General features: G+C 63.8%; 14 protein-coding genes and 1 tRNA gene. 11 read left to right on the top strand and 4 right to left on the bottom strand.

Features of this window, described 5'->3' with window-relative positions:
* The first annotated feature begins 15 nt into the window (after positions 1–15).
* The 8 genes from OU02_RS06280 (at position 16) to OU02_RS06245 (ending at position 13708) form a co-directional block, all read left to right on the top strand.
* The gene (locus OU02_RS06280; RefSeq protein ID WP_033489418.1) at positions 16–1944 is read left to right on the top strand and encodes a ribonuclease J; all 1929 of its coding nucleotides are present in this window, start codon (positions 16–18) and stop codon (positions 1942–1944) included.
* A gap of 120 nt (positions 1945–2064) precedes the next feature.
* Complete coding sequence (gene pepN, locus OU02_RS06275) at positions 2065–4692, top strand: aminopeptidase N (protein WP_033489417.1); 2628 nt, start codon at positions 2065–2067, stop codon at positions 4690–4692.
* A gap of 186 nt (positions 4693–4878) precedes the next feature.
* The gene (gene glmM / locus OU02_RS06270) at positions 4879–6258 is read left to right on the top strand and encodes a phosphoglucosamine mutase (protein WP_033489415.1); all 1380 of its coding nucleotides are present in this window, start codon (positions 4879–4881) and stop codon (positions 6256–6258) included.
* Positions 6259–6301: 43 nt separating this feature from the next.
* Positions 6302–6949, top strand: a complete 648-nt coding sequence (locus OU02_RS06265; RefSeq protein WP_033489414.1) for a peptide deformylase — start codon at positions 6302–6304, stop codon at positions 6947–6949.
* 318 nt (positions 6950–7267) lie between these two features.
* Complete coding sequence (locus OU02_RS06260; RefSeq protein WP_033489413.1) at positions 7268–8626, top strand: C45 family autoproteolytic acyltransferase/hydrolase; 1359 nt, start codon at positions 7268–7270, stop codon at positions 8624–8626.
* A gap of 47 nt (positions 8627–8673) precedes the next feature.
* Positions 8674–10032, top strand: coding sequence for a C1 family peptidase (locus OU02_RS06255; RefSeq protein WP_033489440.1), 1359 nt, complete (start codon positions 8674–8676; stop codon positions 10030–10032).
* 56 nt (positions 10033–10088) lie between these two features.
* Complete coding sequence (locus OU02_RS06250) at positions 10089–12197, top strand: APC family permease (protein ID WP_033489412.1); 2109 nt, start codon at positions 10089–10091, stop codon at positions 12195–12197.
* A gap of 29 nt (positions 12198–12226) precedes the next feature.
* Complete coding sequence (locus tag OU02_RS06245; RefSeq protein WP_033489411.1) at positions 12227–13708, top strand: S10 family peptidase; 1482 nt, start codon at positions 12227–12229, stop codon at positions 13706–13708.
* Between the two features lie 15 nt (positions 13709–13723).
* Here the strand turns inward: OU02_RS06245 and OU02_RS06240 are convergent, their stop codons facing one another.
* Both OU02_RS06240 and OU02_RS06235 read right to left on the bottom strand, forming a co-directional pair.
* Entirely contained in the window at positions 13724–15172 is a 1449-nt protein-coding gene (locus OU02_RS06240) for a hypothetical protein (RefSeq protein ID WP_033489410.1), read from the bottom strand.
* Positions 15173–15379: 207 nt separating this feature from the next.
* Positions 15380–16447 carry a Gfo/Idh/MocA family protein gene (locus tag OU02_RS06235; RefSeq protein WP_257467478.1) on the bottom strand — a complete coding sequence of 356 codons (1068 nt, stop codon included), beginning with the start codon at positions 16445–16447 and terminating at the stop codon, positions 15380–15382.
* A 164-nt stretch (positions 16448–16611) separates the two neighbouring features.
* Here OU02_RS06235 and OU02_RS06230 point away from each other — a divergent pair, with 164 nt between their 5' ends.
* Positions 16612–17835, top strand: a complete 1224-nt coding sequence (locus OU02_RS06230) for a pyridoxal phosphate-dependent aminotransferase (protein WP_033489409.1) — start codon at positions 16612–16614, stop codon at positions 17833–17835.
* A 27-nt stretch (positions 17836–17862) separates the two neighbouring features.
* Positions 17863–18831 carry a Ppx/GppA phosphatase family protein gene (locus OU02_RS06225; RefSeq protein WP_033489408.1) on the top strand — a complete coding sequence of 323 codons (969 nt, stop codon included), beginning with the start codon at positions 17863–17865 and terminating at the stop codon, positions 18829–18831.
* Positions 18832–18839: 8 nt separating this feature from the next.
* On the opposite strand, the gene OU02_RS06220 is transcribed toward OU02_RS06225, so the two are convergent.
* A complete protein-coding gene (locus tag OU02_RS06220) occupies positions 18840–19553 on the bottom strand; it encodes a DUF4391 domain-containing protein (protein ID WP_033489407.1) in 714 nt (237 codons plus the stop codon).
* A gap of 393 nt (positions 19554–19946) precedes the next feature.
* Positions 19947–20022, bottom strand: a tRNA-Arg gene (locus tag OU02_RS06215).
* Between the two features lie 187 nt (positions 20023–20209).
* Between OU02_RS06215 and OU02_RS06210 the strand changes: the two genes are divergently transcribed.
* On the top strand, positions 20210–21229 hold the full coding sequence (locus tag OU02_RS06210) for an endonuclease/exonuclease/phosphatase family protein (RefSeq protein ID WP_033489405.1): 1020 nt from the start codon (positions 20210–20212) through the stop codon (positions 21227–21229).
* Positions 21230–21236 lie beyond the last annotated feature (7 nt).

Below are 21236 nucleotides of genomic sequence, written 5' to 3'. Positions count from 1 at the left end.
AGAAAACGAAACACCATGACAGAAACACAAGAACAAACGCCGCGCAAACACGTGCGCGGATCGAAGAAGAAGACGGCCGCCAAGGCAAGCGCCAAGACCACCGCGAAGATGGCCAAGTCGGGTGCCAAGGCAACCGCCACGCGCAAGCGCGCCGGCAAGGGCGCCAACACCACGCCGCAGTACGGCGAAAACGCCGCCAAGGGCAAGAAGCTCGCCACGTCGGACACCAACGACACCAACCGCATCGCCCCGCCGAAGTACCGCAAGGGCTCGATGCGCATCGTGCCGCTCGGTGGCCTTGGCGAAATCGGCCGCAACATGAACGTGATCGAATACAACGGCCACATTCTGCTCATCGACTGCGGCGTGCTCTTCCCCGAAGAGGAGCAGCCGGGCGTCGACCTGATTCTGCCCGACTTCAACTACATCAAGGACCGCCTCGACAAGGTGGATGCGCTCGTGCTCACGCACGGCCACGAAGACCACATCGGCGGCGTGCCCTACCTGCTCAAACTGCGCAAGGACATCCCGCTCATCGGCTCCAAGCTCACGCTGGGCTTTGTGGAGGCCAAGTGCAAGGAGCACCACATCGAACCGGAGACAATCCAGGTCGAAGGCCGCGACAAGCTCAAGGTGGGCCCGTTCAACCTCGAATTCGTGACGGTGACCCATTCGATCCCCGACGCGCTCGCCGTGTGCGTGCGCACGCCCGCCGGCTCGCTCATCGACACCGGCGACATCAAACTCGACCAGCTGCCGCTCGACCACCGCGTCACCGATCTGGTGGAGTTCGGCAAGCTTGGCGAACAGGGCGTCGATCTGCTCATGATGGATTCGACGAACGCCGAAGTGCCCGGCTTCGTCAAGCCCGAGACCTCGATCGGCCCGGCGCTCGACCAGGTGTTCGCCACCGCCACGCGCAAGATCATCGTGGCGAGCTTCTCGAGCCATGTGCACCGCGTGCAGCAGGTGGTGGACGCCGCGCACAAGTACGGCCGCAAAGTCGTGTTCGTCGGCCGTTCGATGGTGCGCAACATGGCCATCGCCGCCGACCTGGGCTACCTGCACCTGCCGGAGGACACGGTGATCGACCTGAAGAAGGCCAAGGATTACCCCGACAACAAGCTCGTGTACATGTGCACCGGTTCGCAGGGCGAGCCGATGGCCGCGCTCGGCCGCATCGCCGACGGCAACCACCGTGACATCACGATCAACGAGTTCGACACGGTGATCCTCGCGAGTTCGCTCATCCCCGGCAACGAGCACGGCGTGTACAAGGTGATCAACAAGCTCGTGCAGCTCGGCGCGCGCGTCGTCAACCGCGACAATGCGGCGGTGCACGTCTCGGGCCATTGCAACGAGGGCGAGTTGCTGTACATGTACAACATCGTCAAGCCGAAGAACGCGATGCCGATCCACGGCGAGAACCGCCACTTGGTGGCCAACGGCCTGATCGCCGTCAAAACGGGCATCGAACCGGAGAACGTCGTGCTCGCCGAAGACGGCGACGTGGTCGACCTCTACCATGGCAAGGCGGCGATCGTCGGCTCTGTGCCCTGCGGGTACATCTACGTGGATGGCGACTCGGTCGGCGAACTGACCGATGACGAGCTGGAAAAGCGCCGCATCCTCGGATCCGAAGGCTTCGTCTCGTGCTTTGCGGTCGTCGACACCGACGCCAAGGACGTCGTCTCCGGGCCCAAGGTATATCTCAACGCCGTTGCGGAAGACGAGAAGTCGTTCGAGAAGGTGCGCCACCAGATCATCGAGCAGTTGCAGGACGCGATGATGGGCGGCACGAAGGACGTGCACAGGCTGCAGCAGATCATGCGGCGCACACTCGGCAGTTGGGTGGCGCGCGAACTGCACCGCAAGCCGATGATCGTGCCCGTCGTTGCGGATATCGCAGTCGACATGGACGCCATGGAAACCTACGCCAAGTGAGGGCGGCACACCGGCGCGCATAGGTCGTTCAACCGTGCGCGCCGGTGCATTGCGTACACCATCATCACACAGAACATCCGGAACCAGAACAGAAGACACCAAGACAGTGAGGAGCCAACCATGCCGGGAGCGAATCTGACCCGCGTCGAAGCGGAAGAACGCAAATCCATCGTGCAATACCCCATCCAGTACAGTGTGGACCTGGACCTGACGCAGGGCGACACGACCTTCGTCTCCACATCCACGATCCAATTCGGCGCCAAGGCGGGGGAGAGCACGTTCCTCGACCTCATCGCCGACGAAGTGACCGCGGTCACGGTCAACGGCGAATCCGTGGAACCGAGCGAAGTGTTCGCGGACAGCCGTATCGCCCTCAACAACCTGCGCGAGCGCAACGAAGTCGTCGTCACCGCGCTGTGCCGCTATTCGACGACCGGCGAGGGCCTGCACCGCAGCGTGGACCCCTCTGACGGCAACGTGTACCTGTATTCGCAGTTCGAAGTGCCGGACGCGCGCCGCGTCTACGCTGTCTTCGACCAGCCCGACCTCAAGGCCGTCTTCACGTTCTCCGTGCTCGCGCCGTGCTCGTGGATCGTCACGTCGAACATGCCGGTCGAACGCACCGAAGACACCGACCAGATGACGCTCGACGGCACGCTCGGCACCAAGCCCGCCGAGCACGCCAAGCGCTGGACCTTCGCGCCCACGCCCACGATGAGCTCGTACCTGACGGCGATCTGCGCCGGTCCGTACGCCGAATGGCGCACCACGTACCAGAATGAGGACGGCCGCACGATCCCTATGGCGCAGTATTGCCGCCAGTCGCTCAAAGACGACTTCGCGAAAGATGTGGACTACCTGTTCGACATCACGAAGAAGGGCTTCGCGTTCTACGCGAAGACGTGGGGCGTGCCGTACCCGTACGCGAAGTACGACCAGATCTACGTGCCGGAATACAACGCCGGCGCCATGGAAAACATCGGCATGGTCACGATCCGCGACTCGTACGTCTTCTCGTCGAAGGTGACCGACGCGCTCGCCGAACGCCGCGTCGTGACCGTGCTGCACGAGCTCGCGCACATGTGGTTCGGCGACTATGTGACGATGAAGTGGTGGAACGACCTGTGGCTCAACGAATCCTTCGCCGAGTTCACCTCCACGCTCGCCACCGCCGAAGCCACCGAATGGCACGACGCATGGGCCACGTTCTGCTCGGGCGAGAAGAGCTGGGCGCTCAACCAGGACCAGCTGAGCACCACGCACCCGATCGTGGCGCCGATCAACGACCTCAACGACACCTATGTGAACTTCGACGGCATCACCTACGCCAAGGGCGCGTCCGTCCTGAAGCAGCTCGTGGCCTACGTGGGGCGCAGCGAGTTCTTCGAAGGCATCAACCACTACCTGTACCGCCACGCGTACTCGAACGCGACGCTCAACGACCTGCTCACCGAGCTCGAAGGCACGTCGGGCCGCGACCTCAAGACGTGGAGCGCGCAGTGGCTCGAACAGGCGGGCATCAACACGATCGCCACCGACCTGCACACCGCGCAGGACGGCACGATCAGCGAGCTCACGCTGCACCAGTTCGCCCCCACCGACCACCCCGTGCTGCGCGAGCACCGCCTCGCCGTCGGTTTCTACAACGTGGACGAGGAGAGCGGCAAGGTCGTGCGCACCGACCGCATCGAACTCGACGTCGCTGGTGAGGCGACCACCGTCACCGGGGCCGCAGGCAAGCCGCGCCCGCAGTTCCTGCTCACGAACGACGACGACCTGACGTACACGAAGCTGCGCTTCGACGACGAGTCGCTCGCGTTCGCCACCGCGAACCTGTACCGGTTCGACGACGCGCTCGCCCGCGCCGTGATCTGGCTCGCGCTGTGGGACATGACGCGCGACGGCGAGCTCGCCGCCTCCGACTTCATCGGCACGACGCTCAAGCTGCTCTCCACCGAGACGGAGTCCACCACGTTCCGCTATGCGCTCGCGTGCCTGTCCACGACCGTGTGGCACTACACCGACCGCACCAAGCGCGCCGCGATCGCACAGCACACGGCGCAGGCGCTGCTCGACCTGGCCAAGCAGGCACCCGCCGGCTCGGACATGCAGTTCCAGCTCATCAGCGCCTACCTGACGTACGGCGTCGAAGGTGACAGCGCGTTCGCGGACACCGTGCGCGGCCTGCTCAGTGGTTCGCGCGTGCTCGAAGGCCTTGAGCTCGACAACAACTTCCGCTGGTCGCTTGTGCGCGCCCTCTCGTCGATCAACGCGATCGACGAAGAGGACATCCAGCAGGAGCTCGAGAGGAAAGACACGACCGAGAACCGCGAGTTCGCGCTTGCGGCGCGCGCGGCGCGTGCGACCGCCGACGCGAAGGCATGGGCATGGAACGAGGCGCTCCACGATGAGGTGCTCACCAACAGCCAGCTCGAATCGGTGGCCAGCGGGTTCGCCTCGACCCCGAGCCCGGAACTCGCCGAGCCGTATGTCAAGGAGTATTTCGACAGCGCGGAATGGATCTGGAACCACAAGACCTTCCACATGGCCGAAGCGCTGCTCGAAGGCCTGTACCCGCGCTATGCGGATCCGGCAACGCTCGTCGAGCTGGGCGACAAGTGGCTCGCCTCGCATGCGGATGCCGACAATGCGCTGCGCCGCCTGATCAGCGCCAACGTGGAAAGCTCGCACCGCACCAAGATGGTCGCCGACTTCAATGCTTCGCTCAACGACGACATCGATGAGTGACGAAAGGCGATAGTCACAAGCGCTACCGATGTTGGGGCCTGTGCCGTCCATGACGACACAGGCCCCAACTGCATCCACCGCCGTTTCGCTCGCCATCGCAAAGGCTGAACGGTGCAGTAGAATCGTGCACGTGTGGTCCGGCCGCATGGTATGGCAGGGCCTGTTTGATGCATAAGTGAGGACAATATGCCGCGTATGTTTGGAACTGATGGTGTTCGTGGTCTTGCCAACCGTGATCTGACCGCGCAGTTGGCGCTCGATCTGGGGGACGCGGCGGTGCGTGTGCTCGGTGACGAAGCGAAATCCAATCAGCCGACAGGCCGCCGCCGCGCGCTGATTGGCCGTGACACGCGCGTCTCCGGCGATTTCCTGTCCAATGCGCTCGCCGCGGGCATGTCGGCCGGCGGTTTCGACGTCATCGACGCGGGCATCATCCCCACCCCCGGCGTCGCGTATCTGACGAGCGTGCTCAACGTGGAGATGGGCGCGGTCATCTCCGCCTCACACAACCCGATGCCAGACAACGGCATCAAGTTCTTCGCGCGCGGCGGCTTCAAACTGCCCGACAGCAAGGAGGACGAGATCGAGGCCGTGCTCGGCCAGGACTGGGAACGCCCCACCGGCGCGGGGGTAGGCCGTGTGAGCCATGACTCGAACACCGCGACCAACATGTACATCGATCACCTCGTGGCCACCATTGCGCCGATCGTTGACGGCACGCAGACCAAGCCGCTCAAGGGCCTGCGCGTCGTGGCCGACTGCGCGAACGGCGCGACCTCGGTCGTGGCGCCCGAGGCGTTGCGTCGTGCGGGCGCGGACGTCGTCGTGATCAACGCGTCGCCGGACGGCTACAATATCAACAAGAACGCCGGATCCACACACCCCGAGCAGCTGCAGGCGATGGTCAAGGCGTCGAACGCCGATCTGGGTGTGGCCTTCGACGGCGACGCCGACCGGTGCCTTGCGGTCGACGAAGACGGCACACTCGTCAACGGCGACCAGATCATGGGCATCCTCGCGCGCGCCAAGCAACGCGAAGGCAAGCTCAACCACAACACGCTCGTCGTGACCGTGATGAGCAACCTCGGCCTCAAGCTCGCGCTCAAGGAGATGGGCATCACCACCGTGCAGACCAATGTCGGCGACCGCTATGTGCTCGAGGAGATGCTCAAGGGCGACTACTCGCTCGGCGGCGAGCAGTCCGGCCACGTCATCAACCGCGAATTCGCCACGACAGGCGACGGCACGCTCACCGCGCTCACCCTGTGCAAGGAGGTCGTCGATTCCGGGCGCAGCCTCAAGAGCCTCGCCGCGGACTTCCCCCAGCTGCCGCAGCAGCTCATCAACGTGCCGAACGTGGACAAGATGGCCGCAAAAACCAACGAGGCGGTGCTCGCGGCCGTCGCGCGCGAGGAGGATCTGCTCGGAGACACCGGCCGCGTGCTGCTGCGCCCCTCCGGCACCGAACCGCTCGTGCGCGTCATGGCCGAGGCCGCCACGCAGGAACAGGCGGACGCCGTGACCGCGCGTCTGGCGCAGGTCGTGGCCGACGAGCTCGGGCTGTGAGCGCACAGTAGACATACCTTATATAGAAGAGAGAAGGATACGGATGTTCGGATCGCACAAGCGCGTCGACATGGCGCTCAACAGGGACGTGGAACGGCTGCTCAAATCCGCCGACCACGGCGTATTGCCGATCGTCGAGGCCGGCGAGCCGGTGCTGCGCGCACAATGCGTGCAGTACGACGGCCAGTTGAGCAAGCACACGCTGCACAAACTCATCGAGGCGATGCGCACCACGATGCTCGCCGCACCGGGCGTCGGGCTGGCGGGCCCGCAGATTGGGCTGAACCTTGCGCTCGCCGTGGTGGAGGACCATGCCGACGGTGACGACGACCCGCGTGAGATCGCAGAGTTCCCGTTCCATGTGATCATCAACCCCGCCTATGAGCCGGTGGGAGAGGAGACGCGCTCGTTCTACGAGGGCTGCCTCAGCGTGGAAGGCTACCAGGCGGTGCGCAAGCGCTGGCTCGACATTGTGGCCCACTGGCATGACGAGGAAGGCAACCGCCATGAGGAACGCCTGCATGGCTGGCCTGCGCGCATCTTCCAGCACGAGACCGACCATTTGAGCGGCGAGTTGTATATCGACAAGGCGGAGATCCGCTCGTTGACGACCGTGGAGAACCTCGAAGACTTCTGGTGCGAAGACCCGGTGCCCACGCAAGCCGCGAAGGAGCTCGGATTCGACCTCTGATCGCTGTAAATCCCTCCTGCCGCCATATGGCGGCAGGAGGGATTCTGTTATGTTTGGGCCGGAAAATGTCGGTCAAGGCGCGTATATTCCCGTGGCCACCGCGTCGCTTATTGGTCAGAGGTGCCACAACCAACCGGATACCGACGGCGGAGTTTGTTTGTAGGGTGAAAAACATTCACATTTCTCGCATAAGAGCATGAATTTACGGTTTTTCCACAACGCCTGTAGCGTATTATGCCTTGATTGAAACATTAAGGTCCGCATTTTTTACGGTTCTATCGTGAAAGCGTATCCGATAAGAGGCACTAAGGACCGGTCATGACAGAACTTACGGATCAGCAGCGTGCCATTGTGGACAAGGCGAGCCGCGACGACATCAATGGTTGGCATTACCTGCACGTGGAAGGCGAACCCTACGAAATCGGGTTCCAGCACGGCTACCTACTCACCGACGAGTTCCGTGACGCCATCCGCGTCTACACACACATGACGCTCGAAACGCTCGGCATGGACTACTCGTTCTTTGTGGAACAAGCCGTGAAGCTCCATCAGGCGCACATCGAGCAGGAATACCTCGATGAGATGCAGGGCATGGCTGACGGATTCACCGCCGGTGGGTTCCCCACGACGCTCGGCGACATCATCGGCTGGAACGCATGGATGGAACTGACCGGCTACTGGTGGCCGCAGGTCGCTGCGCAGTACTCCAACAACCCGCCGGCGGGTCCCAAGGGCTCCCATTGCTCGGGCTTCGTGGCCACCGGCTCCGCCACGGCGGACGGCCGGCCCGTCATCGCCCATGAAAGCTTCGACGATTTCTGGAGCGGCCAGTACTTCAACGTGTGCGAAGAAGTGGTGCCGGCCCACGGCAACCGCTTCAAGATGCAGACCGTGCCGGGCTACATCGATTCGATGACCGACTTCTACGTCACCTCCGCCGGCTTGGGCATCACCGAGACCACGATCGCCGGCTTTGTGGGCTACGACGTCAACGGCATACCCGAATACGTGCGCTCGCGCAAGGCCACGCAATACGCCAATTCGATCGACGAATGGGTCGACCTTGCGAATCAGGGCAACAACGGCGGCTACGCCAACATCTGGCTGCTCGCCGACACCAAGAATGGCGAGATCGCGCGCTATGAGCAGGGTCTCAAGCATCAGGAGCTGCTGCGCACGACCGACGGCTTCTACTATGGCTGCAACGCGTGCCACAACCCGCGCATCCGCAACCTCGAATGCGTCGACAACGGCTACAACGACGTGCGCCAGCAGACCGGTGCGCGCCGCGCCCGGTTCGAACAACTCATGCCGCAGCTTGCGGGCACCATCGACGACGATGTGGCCAAGCGCATCCTGGCGGACAAATTCGACCCCTATCTGGGGTACATCAACGCATGCTCGCGCAACATCTGCGCGCATTACGACGTTGATCCGCAATACTACGCCGACGATCCGCACGGTGTGTGGAATGTGCCGTTCTTCCCGGGCGGCTCGTGCGACGGCAAATGCGCCAGTGCCGAAGACATCGAGGCACTGCGCATGTGGGGCATCTTCGGACGCGCGGACGGCGAGTCGTTCGACGCGGATGAGTTCATGGCCCAGCACCCGCAATGGAACTGGCAGCGCGGTTACCTGTATGACCGCCCGAGCCAGCCGTGGACGCTGTTCGACTGAACGCCATACAACAATCCGGGATTACCGCATAAGGAAAGGCATTGATCATGGAATTGACCACAGAGGATCTGGCGCGCATGGCCCAGGCCTACAAGAAGGACGCCGCCCAGCAGATAGTGGAGCAGGCCGTGAAGAACAACGGCATCCACGCGTCGAGCGAGCGTGAGAGCGTCGTCGTCACCAAGAACAATTTCGTGTTCTCGGTGGACGTGGATGACGAAGCCGTGGCGAACCAGCGCCAGTCGGGCCGTTGCTGGATGTATTCCGCGCTCAACTTCCTGCGCTTCCATATGGAAAAGAAGCTCAAGCTGCCCAAGGGGAGCTTCGAACTGTCGCAGGCATACAACTTCTTCTATGACAAGCTCGAAAAGTCGAACTTCTTCATGGAGAACATCATCAAGTACGCGGGCAGCGACCTCAACGACCGCCGCATCGACTTCCTGCTGGCCACCCCGCAGCAGGACGGTGGCGATTTCGACCCGATCGTCGCGCTCGTTGAGAAGTACGGCGTTGTGCCAGAGGAGGCCATGCCGGAGACCGCGGTGACCAAGAACTCGTCCGAGCTCGACGCGCTGCTCAACCGCATGCTGCGCGAAGACGCGTATGCGCTGCGCAAGCTCGTCGCCGAAGGCAAGTCGGAGGCGGACATCGAGGAAGCGCGCAAGAGCATGCTGTCCGACATCTACCGCGTGCTGTGTGTGAGCTTCGGCGAACCGCCACAGACGGTCGACTTCGTCTACCGCGACACCGACAAGAAATACCATGCGGACCGCGGCCTGACCCCGCTCGAGTTCTACAAGAAGTACCTGGGCGATGTCAAGCTCGACGATTGCATCGGTGTCATCAATCTGCCGGTGGAAGGCATGGCGTACAACAAGGCCTATGAGATCGACATGACGGGCGAAGTGCTCGGCGCCAAGCGCCGCTGCCGTTACGTCAACGTGCCGATCGACGTGATGAAGCAGGCCACGATCAAGCAGCTCAAGGCGGGCGAACCGGTCTGGTTCGGCTGCGATGTGCTGCAGGACTCCGACTTCGCGAAGGGCATCATGTCCCTCAACCTGTACGACGTGCAGAAGATGATGGGCCTTGAGTTCAAGCTCAACAAGGGCGAGCGCTTCCAATATAACCAGAGCCTGCCCACCCACGCGATGATGATCGCGGGCGTCGACCTCGACGAGGACGGCAACCCGATTCGCTGGAAGGTCGAGAACTCGTGGGGCACCACCGCGCATGGCAAGCCGGTCGGCCACCAAGGCTACTTCATCATGGATGACTCGTGGTTCACCGAATACAACTATGAGGTCGCCGTGCGCAGGGAATACCTGCCTGACGACGTGGTCAAGGCGTACGACGCCGAGCCCGAAGTGCTGCCATACTGGAACACCTTCAACCCGGAACCGTGATATGAGACGCGGGGCTTCGGCCCCGCTTCGTCGTTGTGCAAGATAAGCAGGAAATCATGAGTGCAAATACCAAATCAAAATCCGGTGCCGTAGTCAAAGGCGCCAAGGGGGGCGCAGGCAACCTCACCACCATCGCGTTGATCATGATGAACGTCACGGTCATCGCCGGCCTGGCGAACGACGTGCAGCAGTCGTTCTATGGTCTGTCCTCCGTCACATTGTTCCTTCTCGGCGGGTTGCTGTTCTTCCTGCCGACCGGTCTGGTCGCAGCCGAACTCGCCTCCGGTTGGAGCCAACGCGGCGGCATCTTCCGTTGGGTCGGCGAGGGCATCGGCACATTCCCGGCCATCGCCTGTCTGTTGATCCTCTGGTTCCAGACGACCTTCACCTTCGGCTCCGGCATCCCCTCGATGTCGGCGACCATCGGCTTCTTCACCACCAAATACGATTGGGCGGTGGACTTCGCCAAGAACTCGCATAGCTGGAAGGTCACGCTGCCGATCATGATCGGCTGGCTCGCCTATTACTGGTTCTGCTGCTGGCTTGCCACCAAGGGCGTCAAGACCTTCAGCAACATCGCCAAGTACGGTGTGATCCTGGGCACGTTCCTGCCATTGGGCGTCATGACGATCCTCGCGGTCGTCTGGCTGTGCCAGGGCAATGCGCCGGCCATCGACATGGCACCGAGCAACCTCGTGCCGAAGTGGGAGGGCATGTCCACACTGGCGTTGGCCGCAGGCGTGTTCTTCTCGTTCGCCGGCATCGACATGAACGCCGCGCACATCAAGGACCTGAAGAAGCCGAACAGGCAGTTCCCGCTCGCGATTTTCGTCTCGATGATCCTCGCCCTGCTCATCTTCATCATTGGCACGTTGATCATCGCCATGGTCATCCCGAACAAGCAGATCAACCTGCTGTACACGCTGTTCGCCACGTACCGCGCGCTTGGCGCCACGATCGGATTCCCCGACCTGTACCTGGTGTTCTGCTGGCTCGGCATGCTCAACAGCTTCGCCGCGCTGATCACCAATCTCGCCGGTCCTTCGTACATGCTCGGCCAGGCCGGCCGCTCGGGCTTCCTGCCCAAGTTCCTGCAGAACAACAACAAGCACGGCATGCCGAGCCGCCTGATGTACACGCAGATGGCCCTCATGACCGTGATCGCGTTCATCGTGTTCCTGCTGCCGAACGTTGAAGGCTTCGTGGCCCTGATCACGCAGGCCATCACGATCCTGTACCTGACCTACTACGTGCTCATGTTCGTCGCGTTCCTGCGCCTGCGTTACCAGCAGCCGAACCGTCCACGTGGCTTCAAAGTGCCCGGCGGCATGGCCGGCGCCTGGATCGTGGCCGGTGTGGGCATCATCGCCTGCATCTTCGGCATCGTCCTGGCGTTCTATCCGCCTGCGCAGCTTGAGGCCGAAGTCGGCTCGGGCATGACCTACGACCTGATCATCATCGGCCTGCTGGCGTTCGTGCTGATCGCCTGCATCCTCATCTACCGCGCGTCGCGCAAGCACAACTGGTCCGATCCGACGAACCAGTTCGCCCCGTTCACGTGGCAGATCGAAGGCCTCAAGAAGCCGGGCAAGGCCCTGTCGAACATCCCGACCGCGCTGCTCAGCGAAGGCCAGAACCCGATGGGCCAGCCGATCAGGCACCTGTACGACCCCAACGAGATGATCGACCTGCCGAGCTCCAAGGATTCGGGCGCCCAAGCCGCCGCAGCCGCCGCGCTGCTCAAGAAGCACGGCATCACCGAACCGGGCGAGCCCGCCAAGGTCGCGCTTGTGGGCGATCCGAACGCCGGCATGAAGATGATCGCATATGAGCCCGAACCGGTGCACACCGACGACGACGGCAACATGCTGCCTGCGCCCGCCGCCGCGGACGTCAAGGCCGCAGCCGTCCCGACCGACGCCTCCGCCGACGCCAAGCGCGCCCAAGCCCGTGCGCAGGCGCTTGAAGCCGACGTGCAAGGCTACATCGACGAGGCGCATGCGCTCGAAGACGAAGCCAAGGACGACGCCGCGCTCGCCAAGGCCGAGCACCGTGTGCAGGTCGACGAGGCCGAAGCCAGCGAGGCTGCCGCCAAGACGGCCAAACCCACGCTTTCCGGCGGCGCGTCCACGCCGTCCAAGCCCGCGGGTCCCTCATCCAACTGATGCACATATTTTCAATCTAAGGAGTCACTATGACTGACGAAACCAACGCTGCATCCAGCGCGAAGGAAGACAAGAAGGAACCGCTCGAACCGGTTCCGGCCACCGCCGCCAAGGACTATGTCTGGACCGGCCCCGACGGCGCCACCATCAACTACACGGCCACCGCGGAAATGGTGCCGGTGCGCGAGGACGACGGCACGCTCATCGGACACATGTTCATGCTCTCGCAGGTTTCGGACGCATCCGACAAGTCCGACCGTCCAGTCACGTTCTGCTGGAACGGCGGCCCCGGCGGCGCATCGTACATGGTCAACATCGGCGGCATGGGCGCCGTGCGCGTCAAGACCGACGGCATGGCGCACCTGACCGGCGTGGGCGAGGTGGAAGACAACCCCGACACGCTGTTGCCGAGCTCGGATCTCGTGTTCATCGATGCGTTCGGCACCGGCTATTCGCACATCGCGCCCGGCTTCGACGCCAAGAAGGTGTGGGGCGTGGATGGCGATGGTGACGCGTTCACCCGTGGCATCATCGCATGGCTCACCGAACACAAGCGCTTCAACAGCCCCATTTACCTGTATGGCGAATCCTATGGCACCATGCGCAACGCCGTGGTGTACCGCCTGCTCGGCGAGCATGGCATTGGCGTGACCGGTGTGGTCGAGCAGTCCACGATCCTGGACTACGCACCCACGCTTTCGGGCAACGACGCGTACTACATGGGCATGGTGCCGGTGTACGCCGCCACCGCGAACTACTTCGGCAAGGCCGGCAAGGGTGTCAATCAGTACGAGTGGTACAACAAGGCGTTCGACTTCGTGAACTCCACGCTCGCCGGCGCGCTCGTCCTCGGCGATGAGCTGCCCGCCGACAGGATGGACGAGATCGCCGGCCAGATGAGCGAACTCATCGGCCTGCCGAAGGACTTCATCAAGGCGAAGGGGCTGCGCATCGAGCTCGACACGTTCCGCAAGACGCTGCTCGCCGACGAAGGCAAGACCACCGGCCGCTACGACACGCGCTTCACGACGTTCGGCTACCCGGACGTGCAGGGCGACAACGAGTTCTTCGCGGGAGAGGACCCCTCGTACGACGCGATCAACGCCGCCTATCTGGACGTCTACATGAAGATGCTCGGCGACATCGGGTTCAAGGGCTACGCCAACTACGAAGGCCTATCGATGAAGGTCAACGAGTCGTGGAACTGGAACCATCAGGCCCCGGGCACGATGGGCTCGCCGCAGACGCCGAACGTCGCGTTCGACATCGCCACGGCGTTGCGCCGCAACCCCACGAGCCGCATCCTGTTCTTCGGTGGCATCCACGACGCCGCCACGCCGTACTGGAACGTGCGCCACGACATGGGCAAGCTGTTCCTGCCGCAGGCGCTCAAGGACCGCATCGAATACCATGTGCATTCCAACGGCCACATGCTGTACTGCGACCAGATGGCGCTTGAGGCCGCCGGCCCCGAGCTCAAGGCGTTCTACGAGAAGCGCCACGAGCAGTGAGCGGTTGGCTGACCGCTAGAGAATAGCCGCAAGATCGGGCCATGCGTCTGGGAAATCCTCCAGGTAGCGCATGGCCTCGTTGCGCATGGCGCGCATCACGAGCATGTGCTCGTAGACGGGGTTGCGCGCCAGATGCGGGCCTTCACGGTGGTAGTCGTCCACGATCCGCGCAGACTGCTCGTCCCACGTGCGGTCGTCGCACAGGCGCCGCAGGTTCGTCAGCGCCGCCAACTCATCCATGTCGAAGGCGCCGAGCACGCGCGCGCGGTAGATCTCCTGCAACTGCCCGCGCTCGTCGAGGCCTTGCAACGCGATTTCGCGCAGCGACTCCCAGTCGTAGGGCACAAGGTCTTCGGGGAACATGATCGTGAACTGTTCGGGGCGGTGCGCTTCCACATCGTCGATGAACTCGAGCAGGTCGCGCCATCGGCGTGCATGGATCAGCCGCGCCGCATAGGCGTCGGCGAGCGGCGCAATCGTGCAGTGTTCGCGCAGCAGCGCGTCGGCTCCGTCCGCATCACCGCTCATGCGCATCAGGTCGTGCCGCATGAGCAGCATCGTCTGCTTGAAGTGGAAGTGCGCGTGCAGCTCCAGCTCGCGCCGGTCCGTGCAGGTGTCGGGGTCCGGTTCGTCGTCGAATCCTTCGAACCCGTCCAGATCGGCGAATTCATGCGCGTATTCGCCGGTCACCATTTCGCGGAATCGGGCGTCGGCGATCGCGTCGTCGCCGTACTGGCGCGCCATGTCGTCCATGCTGGCCACCGCGTTGTCCAGCGCCTCATACGCAAAGACGCGCGTGTCGTCCCACTGCGCGAACGACAGGCAGCAGGAGAGCAGCTCCACCATCGGCATCGGGTTGATGCGGAAGTCCTCGTTGCACGCCACGTCGGTCACCATGCGCAGCGCCTGCGCGCTCGTCTCGGGGTCCGCGTTGCGCGCCACCGAATCCATGTAGATGCGCACAAGCTGGATGAGTTCCTTGAGGTATTCCAGGCATTCCTGGTGGCGGTCCTCGCACGATCCGATGAACCGCGCGGTCAGTTCGACCGCCAGGCACAGGTTGCGCGTGGCGTCGAGCCACTGGGTGCTCGCGAGCGCGTTGGCCACGACCGCCTCCACGCCGGCGAGCGCCTGCGATTCCATGCGGAACGACGGCATGTCCTTGCACGGCACGTCCATGCCGCCTTCGGGCGTGGGGGTGGCGCTTGGGGTGATGGCGGCGATGCCATCGAAATACCATTGCATCGGCTGGGCCATGACGAGCCGTGCCGTATCGGGCTGTGCCACCGGTGTGGGGTTGCGCCGCGGGTCCTCGTGTTGCGAGCATGACGATATGGTGGGGTCCCATAGGAATGTGGGGGCGTCGAATTCCTCGTCGAATCCCCATTCGGTTTCCACGAAATCCACCATCTGCGTCAGTTCGCGGTACTGCGCGATGTTTGAACTGTCAGCTCGCATTGTCATGTGTTGTCCCCTTGCCCCGGCGCCGTCGGCGGCCTCGTGTGGCTGTGCGCGCGGCGCGGGGCCTGTCGGGCGTGCCGGTCCGGTGCGCACACGGTTCACGCTAGCAGTTTCCTGGGTGCGGCACCGGCATGGTTCTACGATGTGTACGCGCCCGTCTCAGAGTGTGTCGCGCACACGGTTCACATGGCGGCCGGTGCGCGCGGGTGCTCAGTCCTGATGCTCGAATGGGAACACGAGGCCCCATTCGTCGCGAATCTGGTCGAGCAGCGCCATCATGCGCAAGGTGTCCGCGTGCGGCATCTCGATGGTGTCGCGCTTGCCTGCGCGGATCGCCTGCACGCTTGCCGCCACTTCGTATTCGTAACCGGTGAGCTGTTCGGGCATGTCGATGTGGTCGACGCGCGCATGGTCGGTGTTGTAGATGTCGACCGCGGAGACATTGTTGACGTTGTGGCACACCAGGTAGCCTTCGGTGCCGTATACCATGCCCTCGCGGTCCGAGACGCACAGCATCGAACTGAGCGCCGTGGCCATCGTCGTGTCGGCGTAGTAGAGCGTCGTCGTGCTTTGCGCGTCCACACCGGTGGGGTAGGGCTGCATCGAGGTGGCCAAGTGGTCGATCTCCTGGGCGCCCATGACCATGTCGATGAACGTGAGCGGGTAGATGCCGACGTCAAGCAGCGCGCCGCCGGCGAGATTCGGGTCGGTCAGGCGCGCCTTGTGCGTCATCGGGTAGCACAGGTTGGCGTTGATGCCGGTCACCGCGCCGATGCGCCCGGAATCGATGATCCGGTCGATGACCGCGCGCGACGGCATGTAGCGCGTCCAGATCGCCTCGCCGCAATACAGGCCGGTCTTGTCGGATTCGTCGATGACCGCGCGCGCCTGCTCGAGGTTCGCGGCGAACGCCTTCTCCACGAGCACGGGCTTGCCCGCCCGCATGCAGGCGATCGCCTGTTCGGCGTGCAGGCTGTGCGGGGTGGCGATGTACACCAGGTCCACCGCCGGGTCGGCGAGCATCGCCTCATATGAGCCATAGGCGTGCGGCAGATGGTAGGTGGCGGCGAACTTGTCCGCCTTGTCCTGCGAGCGCGAGGCGATCGCATACGGCGTGACCATCGCACTGTACGTGGGGGAACCGGCCATCATCGTGAGGGTCTTGGCCATCGTCTGGGCAATGCGGCCCGCGCCCAGGATCGCCACATTGAGCGGGCGTGCCGTGTCGGTCCCTCCGGTTGTGGACTCGGGTTGGGATTGGGTGGAATCGGTCATCATGGCCGCCTTTCTTATGGAAACATTCCAGTGCGGCGCGCGGCCGCACTATTCCCACCGTAGACACTTCGCCGTGCGCGCGCCGCCACATGACGCCCAACGCGTAGTATGAACCACGGAGCATGAATTGTGCATCAGGGCGCGCATGTGCGCCCCACAAAGGAGACATGATGGACGAATCCCATAATCTGCGCTCGCTGCCGCCGCTCGCCACGCGCGCCGGCGCGGTGCACCCGTTCCGCGCGATGCGCATCGGCGCGCAGGCGGACATGATGATCGCGGCGGGCGTCGACGTGATCAAACTCAATCTGGGCCAGCCGGACTACGACGCCCCCGAACCGGTGCGCACGGCCATGCGCGACCTGTATGACGGGCGCGCGCTGCCCTACACCGAAGCGAAGGGGCTGCCCGAACTGCGCCGCAAGATCAGTGAATTCTACGCCACGCAACACCAGGTGAACGTGGACCCCGGGCGCATCGTCATCACGGCGGGCGGTTCGACCGCCCTGCTGCTCGCCGTGGCGCTCACCGTGGACGCGGGCAGTGAAGTGCTCATCGCCGACCCGTCATACCCCACCAACCGCGAGCTCGTGCGCGCGTTCGAAGGCGTCGTCGTGGACGTGCCGACGAGCGCCGCCACACGCTTCCACCTGACGCCCGAACTGCTCGACGAATACTGGTCGGAGCGCACGCGCGCCGTCATGATCACCTCGCCGTCGAACCCCACCGGCACCACGATCACCCCGGACACGTTGCGCGCGGTCTGCGACGCCGCGCGTGCGCACGACGCATGGCGCATCGTCGACGAAACCTACCTCGACCTGGCCGATGTCGAGCCCGACGGTTCGCGTGTGCCATCCGTGCTCTCGATTGACCCCGACGCGATTGTCTGCAGCAGCTTCTCGAAATACTTCGGCATGACCGGCTGGCGCCTCGGCTGGATCGTCGTGCCGCCCGCCGCCGCCGACGCGGTGGACAACCTCGCGGCGAACTTCTTCCTCAGCGCGCACACGCCCACCCAGATCGCCGCAGTCGAGGCGTTCGGCGACGAGGCGCTCGCGGTCAGTGAGAAGCGCCGGCTCGAACTGCTCGCCCGGCGCGCGATTGTGATCGACGGCCTGCGTGATCTGGGCCTGCCGGTCGACGTGGAGCCGAACGGCGCGTTCTATGCGTATTTCGACGTGAGCTCCACCGGCCTGAGCGCCACAGCATTCTGCGAGCGCGCCCTGCGTGAGGCGCATGTGGCGCTCACCCCGGGCGCCGACTTCGGTGAGGCGACCGCCGACACGCACGTGCGCCTGTCGTACGCGGCCTCACGCCACGACCTACGCGAAGGATTGACGCGGCTCGGCGCCTTCGTGCATGGGCTCGCCGGCACGCGGCAGGACTGAAGAACAACGACATAAGAGGAACCCTCCATGGCAAATCTGAAACTGCGGTCCACCCGCTTGGGCGTGCTCGACATCGGGTCGAACACCGTGCACATGCTCGTCGTCGATGCGGCCGTCGGCGCGCGCCCCGAACCGGAGGCGAGCTCGAAGACCACTGTGCGGCTCATGGACCATCTCAAAGACGACGGCAGCATCAAGAAGCAGGCGGTCGACGCGCTGCTCGCCGCCGTCGACGACGCGATGCGGCTCGCCGAACAATACAAGGTCTCGCAACTGCTTGCGCTCGCCACGTCGGCGATGCATGAGGCGCCGAACGGCAACAAGATCCTGCACCGCGTCGAAGAGGTCATCGGCCAGCGCGTCACCGTGCTTTCGGGCGAAGACGAGGCACGCCTGACGTTCCTCGCCGCACGCCGTTGGTACGGGTGGGACGCCGGCCGCTTGCTGATGATCGACATCGGCGGCGGCTCGCTTGAAGTCGCGCTCGGCTCCGACGAGGAGCCCACCATAGCCGCCGCCGTGAACGCCGGTGCGAGAGTGGTGACGCGCGACATGCTTCCCGACGGCATGGCGTCGGCGAAAGATCTCGACGCAGCATACAAGAAAGTGCGCAAGATGATCGCGCCGGTCGTCGACGCCGTGCCCGCCGAGGATTATTCGAGCCACGCCGTCGGCACGTCGAAGGCGATCCGTTCGCTCGCGCGCCTCGCCGGCACCGTGATCCACCAGCCGGGGCGCGAGGACGCGCTGTGCGTGGGGCGCGGGCAGCTCGAGGATTGGATCCCGCGCCTCGCCGCGATCGAACCGGCCCAGCGCGCCGCACTGCCCGGCATCACGCAGGACCGCGCCATGACAATCGTGGGCGCTGGCATCATCGCCGTTGAAATCATGCGCGCGCTCGGCATCAACGAAATCGAAGTGTGCCCATGGGCGTTGCGCGAAGGCGCGATCCTGCGCTGGCTCGACCAGTACGGGCGCACGCGCTTTGGGTTCTGATCGGGGCGTTACTGCAGTGCGGCGAGCTCGTTCTTCGCCTTGTGCAGTTTCGCGTAGATCTCATTGCGCTGCGCCGGGTTCTTCGCGCGCTTGTGGTCGGCGGTGAGCTTCGCGACCGCCGCCTCCAGCGTGCGGATGCGCTCCGTGCGGGCGATGCGCGCGTCGAGATCGGCGAAATCATCGGTGCCAAGGATGATCTGCGAGCACAAGGAATCCCACAGCTCGCCCATTGTGGAACCGTTGGTCGCCAGCTGCGCCTCGCCGATTGGGAGCCATGGCGTGTGGAACACGTGGAACGTCGGCGTGTGGCCTGTGCGCCCGGCATCGGCGCGGCGTACGGCGAAGGAGCATTCCTCCCGTGTTGTGCCGTCGTGCTCGGCGGTGCGCACGACGGCGAACACGATGCCCGACTTGCGCTGGGAGGCGATGAGCTCCACGATGTCATGGGGCACTTCATGCGCTTTTTCGGCGAGCCGCAACCCCAATACGAGGATTTCGCCCATGCGTGAATCAGCATCCAGTCCGGTGTTCCCGGGGCGCAGGATTGCGAGCATCGTGATTGATGCCACGTCATGCACCAGATGCTGTTTCGTCTTCGCCGAAAGCGGCGCTTTGGATGCGAACAGTCCTTTGGGCAGCGGGCCCTTTTCGGCGCGCACGGCGCATGAAGCTGGTAATCCCATGGTTTCTGCGGTCAAGGTCCCGCAATTCGCCATCGTCATCGTCGGCCTTCTTTCCACTGTGTCGTTGTCGGGTCTTTCGACCGTTGTTGCTCAACCATGTTCGACCTTGTTCCTCAACTATGGCACATGACCTCTATGGGAAGTGCAGATGCGTCCATCCCAGATGTCGCATAACACGTGTAGGCCGCGTGATTTCGGACGCGAGGAGGAGCCAACTGTCTTGAATACTATGGTTGCCGCGTCATTTCGGACAATTACGCCGGGCAACTGTCTCAAATCACTGGTGGGGCAAGTGTTTTCGGATGCGGAAGGGAAGGGTGGGGTATCGGCCAACATGGGAGTACAGGTCAATATGTGGGGTTAGCGGCCAAATGGGCGTCTGAGGGGCGGGCAGCGGCTTGGGGCCGCTTCCCGCCACATTCCTGATTCCTATGGTGCCCCAGATCGGATTCGAACCGACGACACCCGCTTTAGGAGAGCGGTGCTCTATCCACTGAGCTACCAGGGCAAACAAGCTGCCATTATACACAGCGCCTCGGCCTGTGGCCAACTCCGTGGTTGTCGGCGTACTGAAAATCGTTCGCGGGGAGGATAGCCACAGTGGGGGAGCCGCGGGTACCGTGGATGTCGGTTGTGGGCATGCCACCCGCGTGCTTGCACGCATCATCCCGATTTTTGCCGTAAGGAGGCACCATATGGCGGCATCGCGTAGACACCCGGTCCTGGCTTCCGTGGGCGCATTGCTGGCCCTCGTCTCATTGCTCGGCTGCGCGGCGCGTCTGCTTCCCGAAGATATGCAGGCACTGTCATATGTGCCGTATGTGATCGCGTTGAGCCCGTGGTTCGCGCTCGCCGCCGTGGCATCGCTCATCTGCGCGTGCATCTCGCACCGCTGGTTCACCGCGGCGGTGGCGGTGGCTTGCATTGTGCTGCAGGGGTATTGGCAGCTGCCGTTCTACCGCAACGGCGAGCCGCTTGGCGCACAGGCGATCACCGCGGTGGGGCAGTCCAATCCCGTCACGGATGACGCCTTCGCGCGCGTGATGACGTGCAATGTGTACAAAGGCGCCGCCGATCCCCAAGCAATTGTTGACACGGTGCGCGACCAGCATGTGGAGGTGCTCGCATTGCAGGAGGCCACGCCGCAGTTCGTGCAGCGGCTCGAGCAGGCGGGCATTGCGGATTACCTGCCCTACGCGGTCAGCGCGTCGTCAGGCAGTGGGTATGGCAACGGGCTGTGGTCCGCGCAGCCGTTGCAGCAGCCCGTGGACGCGGAGTTCGCGTCGAGCGCATCAAACATGCCCGCCGGCACGATCCGCTTTGACAACGGTGCACTGCCGGTGCGGTTCGTCAGCGTGCACACCACGTCGCCCACGCCGCAATCATGGGACCTGTGGCGCAAATCGCTCACCGAGATGCAGCAGCTGACCAAACGCACCGGCACGCAATACGTGTTGATGGGCGATTTCAACGCCACCTATGACCATGCGGTGTTCCGCAATCTGCTCGGCACGCGGTTCCAGGACGCGGCGCGCGCAAGCGGACACGGACTTGTGTTCAGCTGGCCCGTGGACAAGCCGTGGCTGCCCGCGTTCTCGGGAATCGACCACATCGTGACCGAGCGCGGTGTGGTCGCCGGCCAGGTTTCCACGGTGCGTATCGGCGGATCCGACCACCGCGCGCTGCTCGCCACGCTCGACTTCACACGCCGCTAAGTGGGCC

The organism is Bifidobacterium pseudolongum subsp. pseudolongum DSM 20099, assembly GCF_000771225.1.
GTDB lineage: Bacteria > Actinomycetota > Actinomycetes > Actinomycetales > Bifidobacteriaceae > Bifidobacterium > Bifidobacterium pseudolongum.
Note: the sequence above shows the minus strand (reverse complement) of the source record. Positions and strands in the feature narration are given on the sequence as shown.

Bases quoted from the DNA above. Each gene is read 5' to 3' on its own strand.
- OU02_RS06210 (WP_033489405.1), top strand. From the start codon at position 20,210: ATGGCGGCATCGCGTAGACACCCGGTCCTGGCTTCCGTGGGCGCATTG.
- pepN (WP_033489417.1), top strand. From the start codon at position 2,065: ATGCCGGGAGCGAATCTGACCCGCGTCGAAGCGGAAGAACGCAAATCC.
- OU02_RS06220 (WP_033489407.1), bottom strand. From the start codon at position 19,553: ATGACGATGGCGAATTGCGGGACCTTGACCGCAGAAACCATGGGATTA.
- OU02_RS06240 (WP_033489410.1), bottom strand. From the start codon at position 15,172: ATGACAATGCGAGCTGACAGTTCAAACATCGCGCAGTACCGCGAACTG.
- OU02_RS06255 (WP_033489440.1), top strand. From the start codon at position 8,674: ATGGAATTGACCACAGAGGATCTGGCGCGCATGGCCCAGGCCTACAAG.
- OU02_RS06250 (WP_033489412.1), top strand. From the start codon at position 10,089: ATGAGTGCAAATACCAAATCAAAATCCGGTGCCGTAGTCAAAGGCGCC.
- OU02_RS06260 (WP_033489413.1), top strand. From the start codon at position 7,268: ATGACAGAACTTACGGATCAGCAGCGTGCCATTGTGGACAAGGCGAGC.
- OU02_RS06225 (WP_033489408.1), top strand. From the start codon at position 17,863: ATGGCAAATCTGAAACTGCGGTCCACCCGCTTGGGCGTGCTCGACATC.
- OU02_RS06245 (WP_033489411.1), top strand. From the start codon at position 12,227: ATGACTGACGAAACCAACGCTGCATCCAGCGCGAAGGAAGACAAGAAG.
- OU02_RS06265 (WP_033489414.1), top strand. From the start codon at position 6,302: ATGTTCGGATCGCACAAGCGCGTCGACATGGCGCTCAACAGGGACGTG.
- OU02_RS06235 (WP_257467478.1), bottom strand. From the start codon at position 16,447: ATGATGACCGATTCCACCCAATCCCAACCCGAGTCCACAACCGGAGGG.
- glmM (WP_033489415.1), top strand. From the start codon at position 4,879: ATGCCGCGTATGTTTGGAACTGATGGTGTTCGTGGTCTTGCCAACCGT.
- OU02_RS06280 (WP_033489418.1), top strand. From the start codon at position 16: ATGACAGAAACACAAGAACAAACGCCGCGCAAACACGTGCGCGGATCG.
- OU02_RS06230 (WP_033489409.1), top strand. From the start codon at position 16,612: ATGATGGACGAATCCCATAATCTGCGCTCGCTGCCGCCGCTCGCCACG.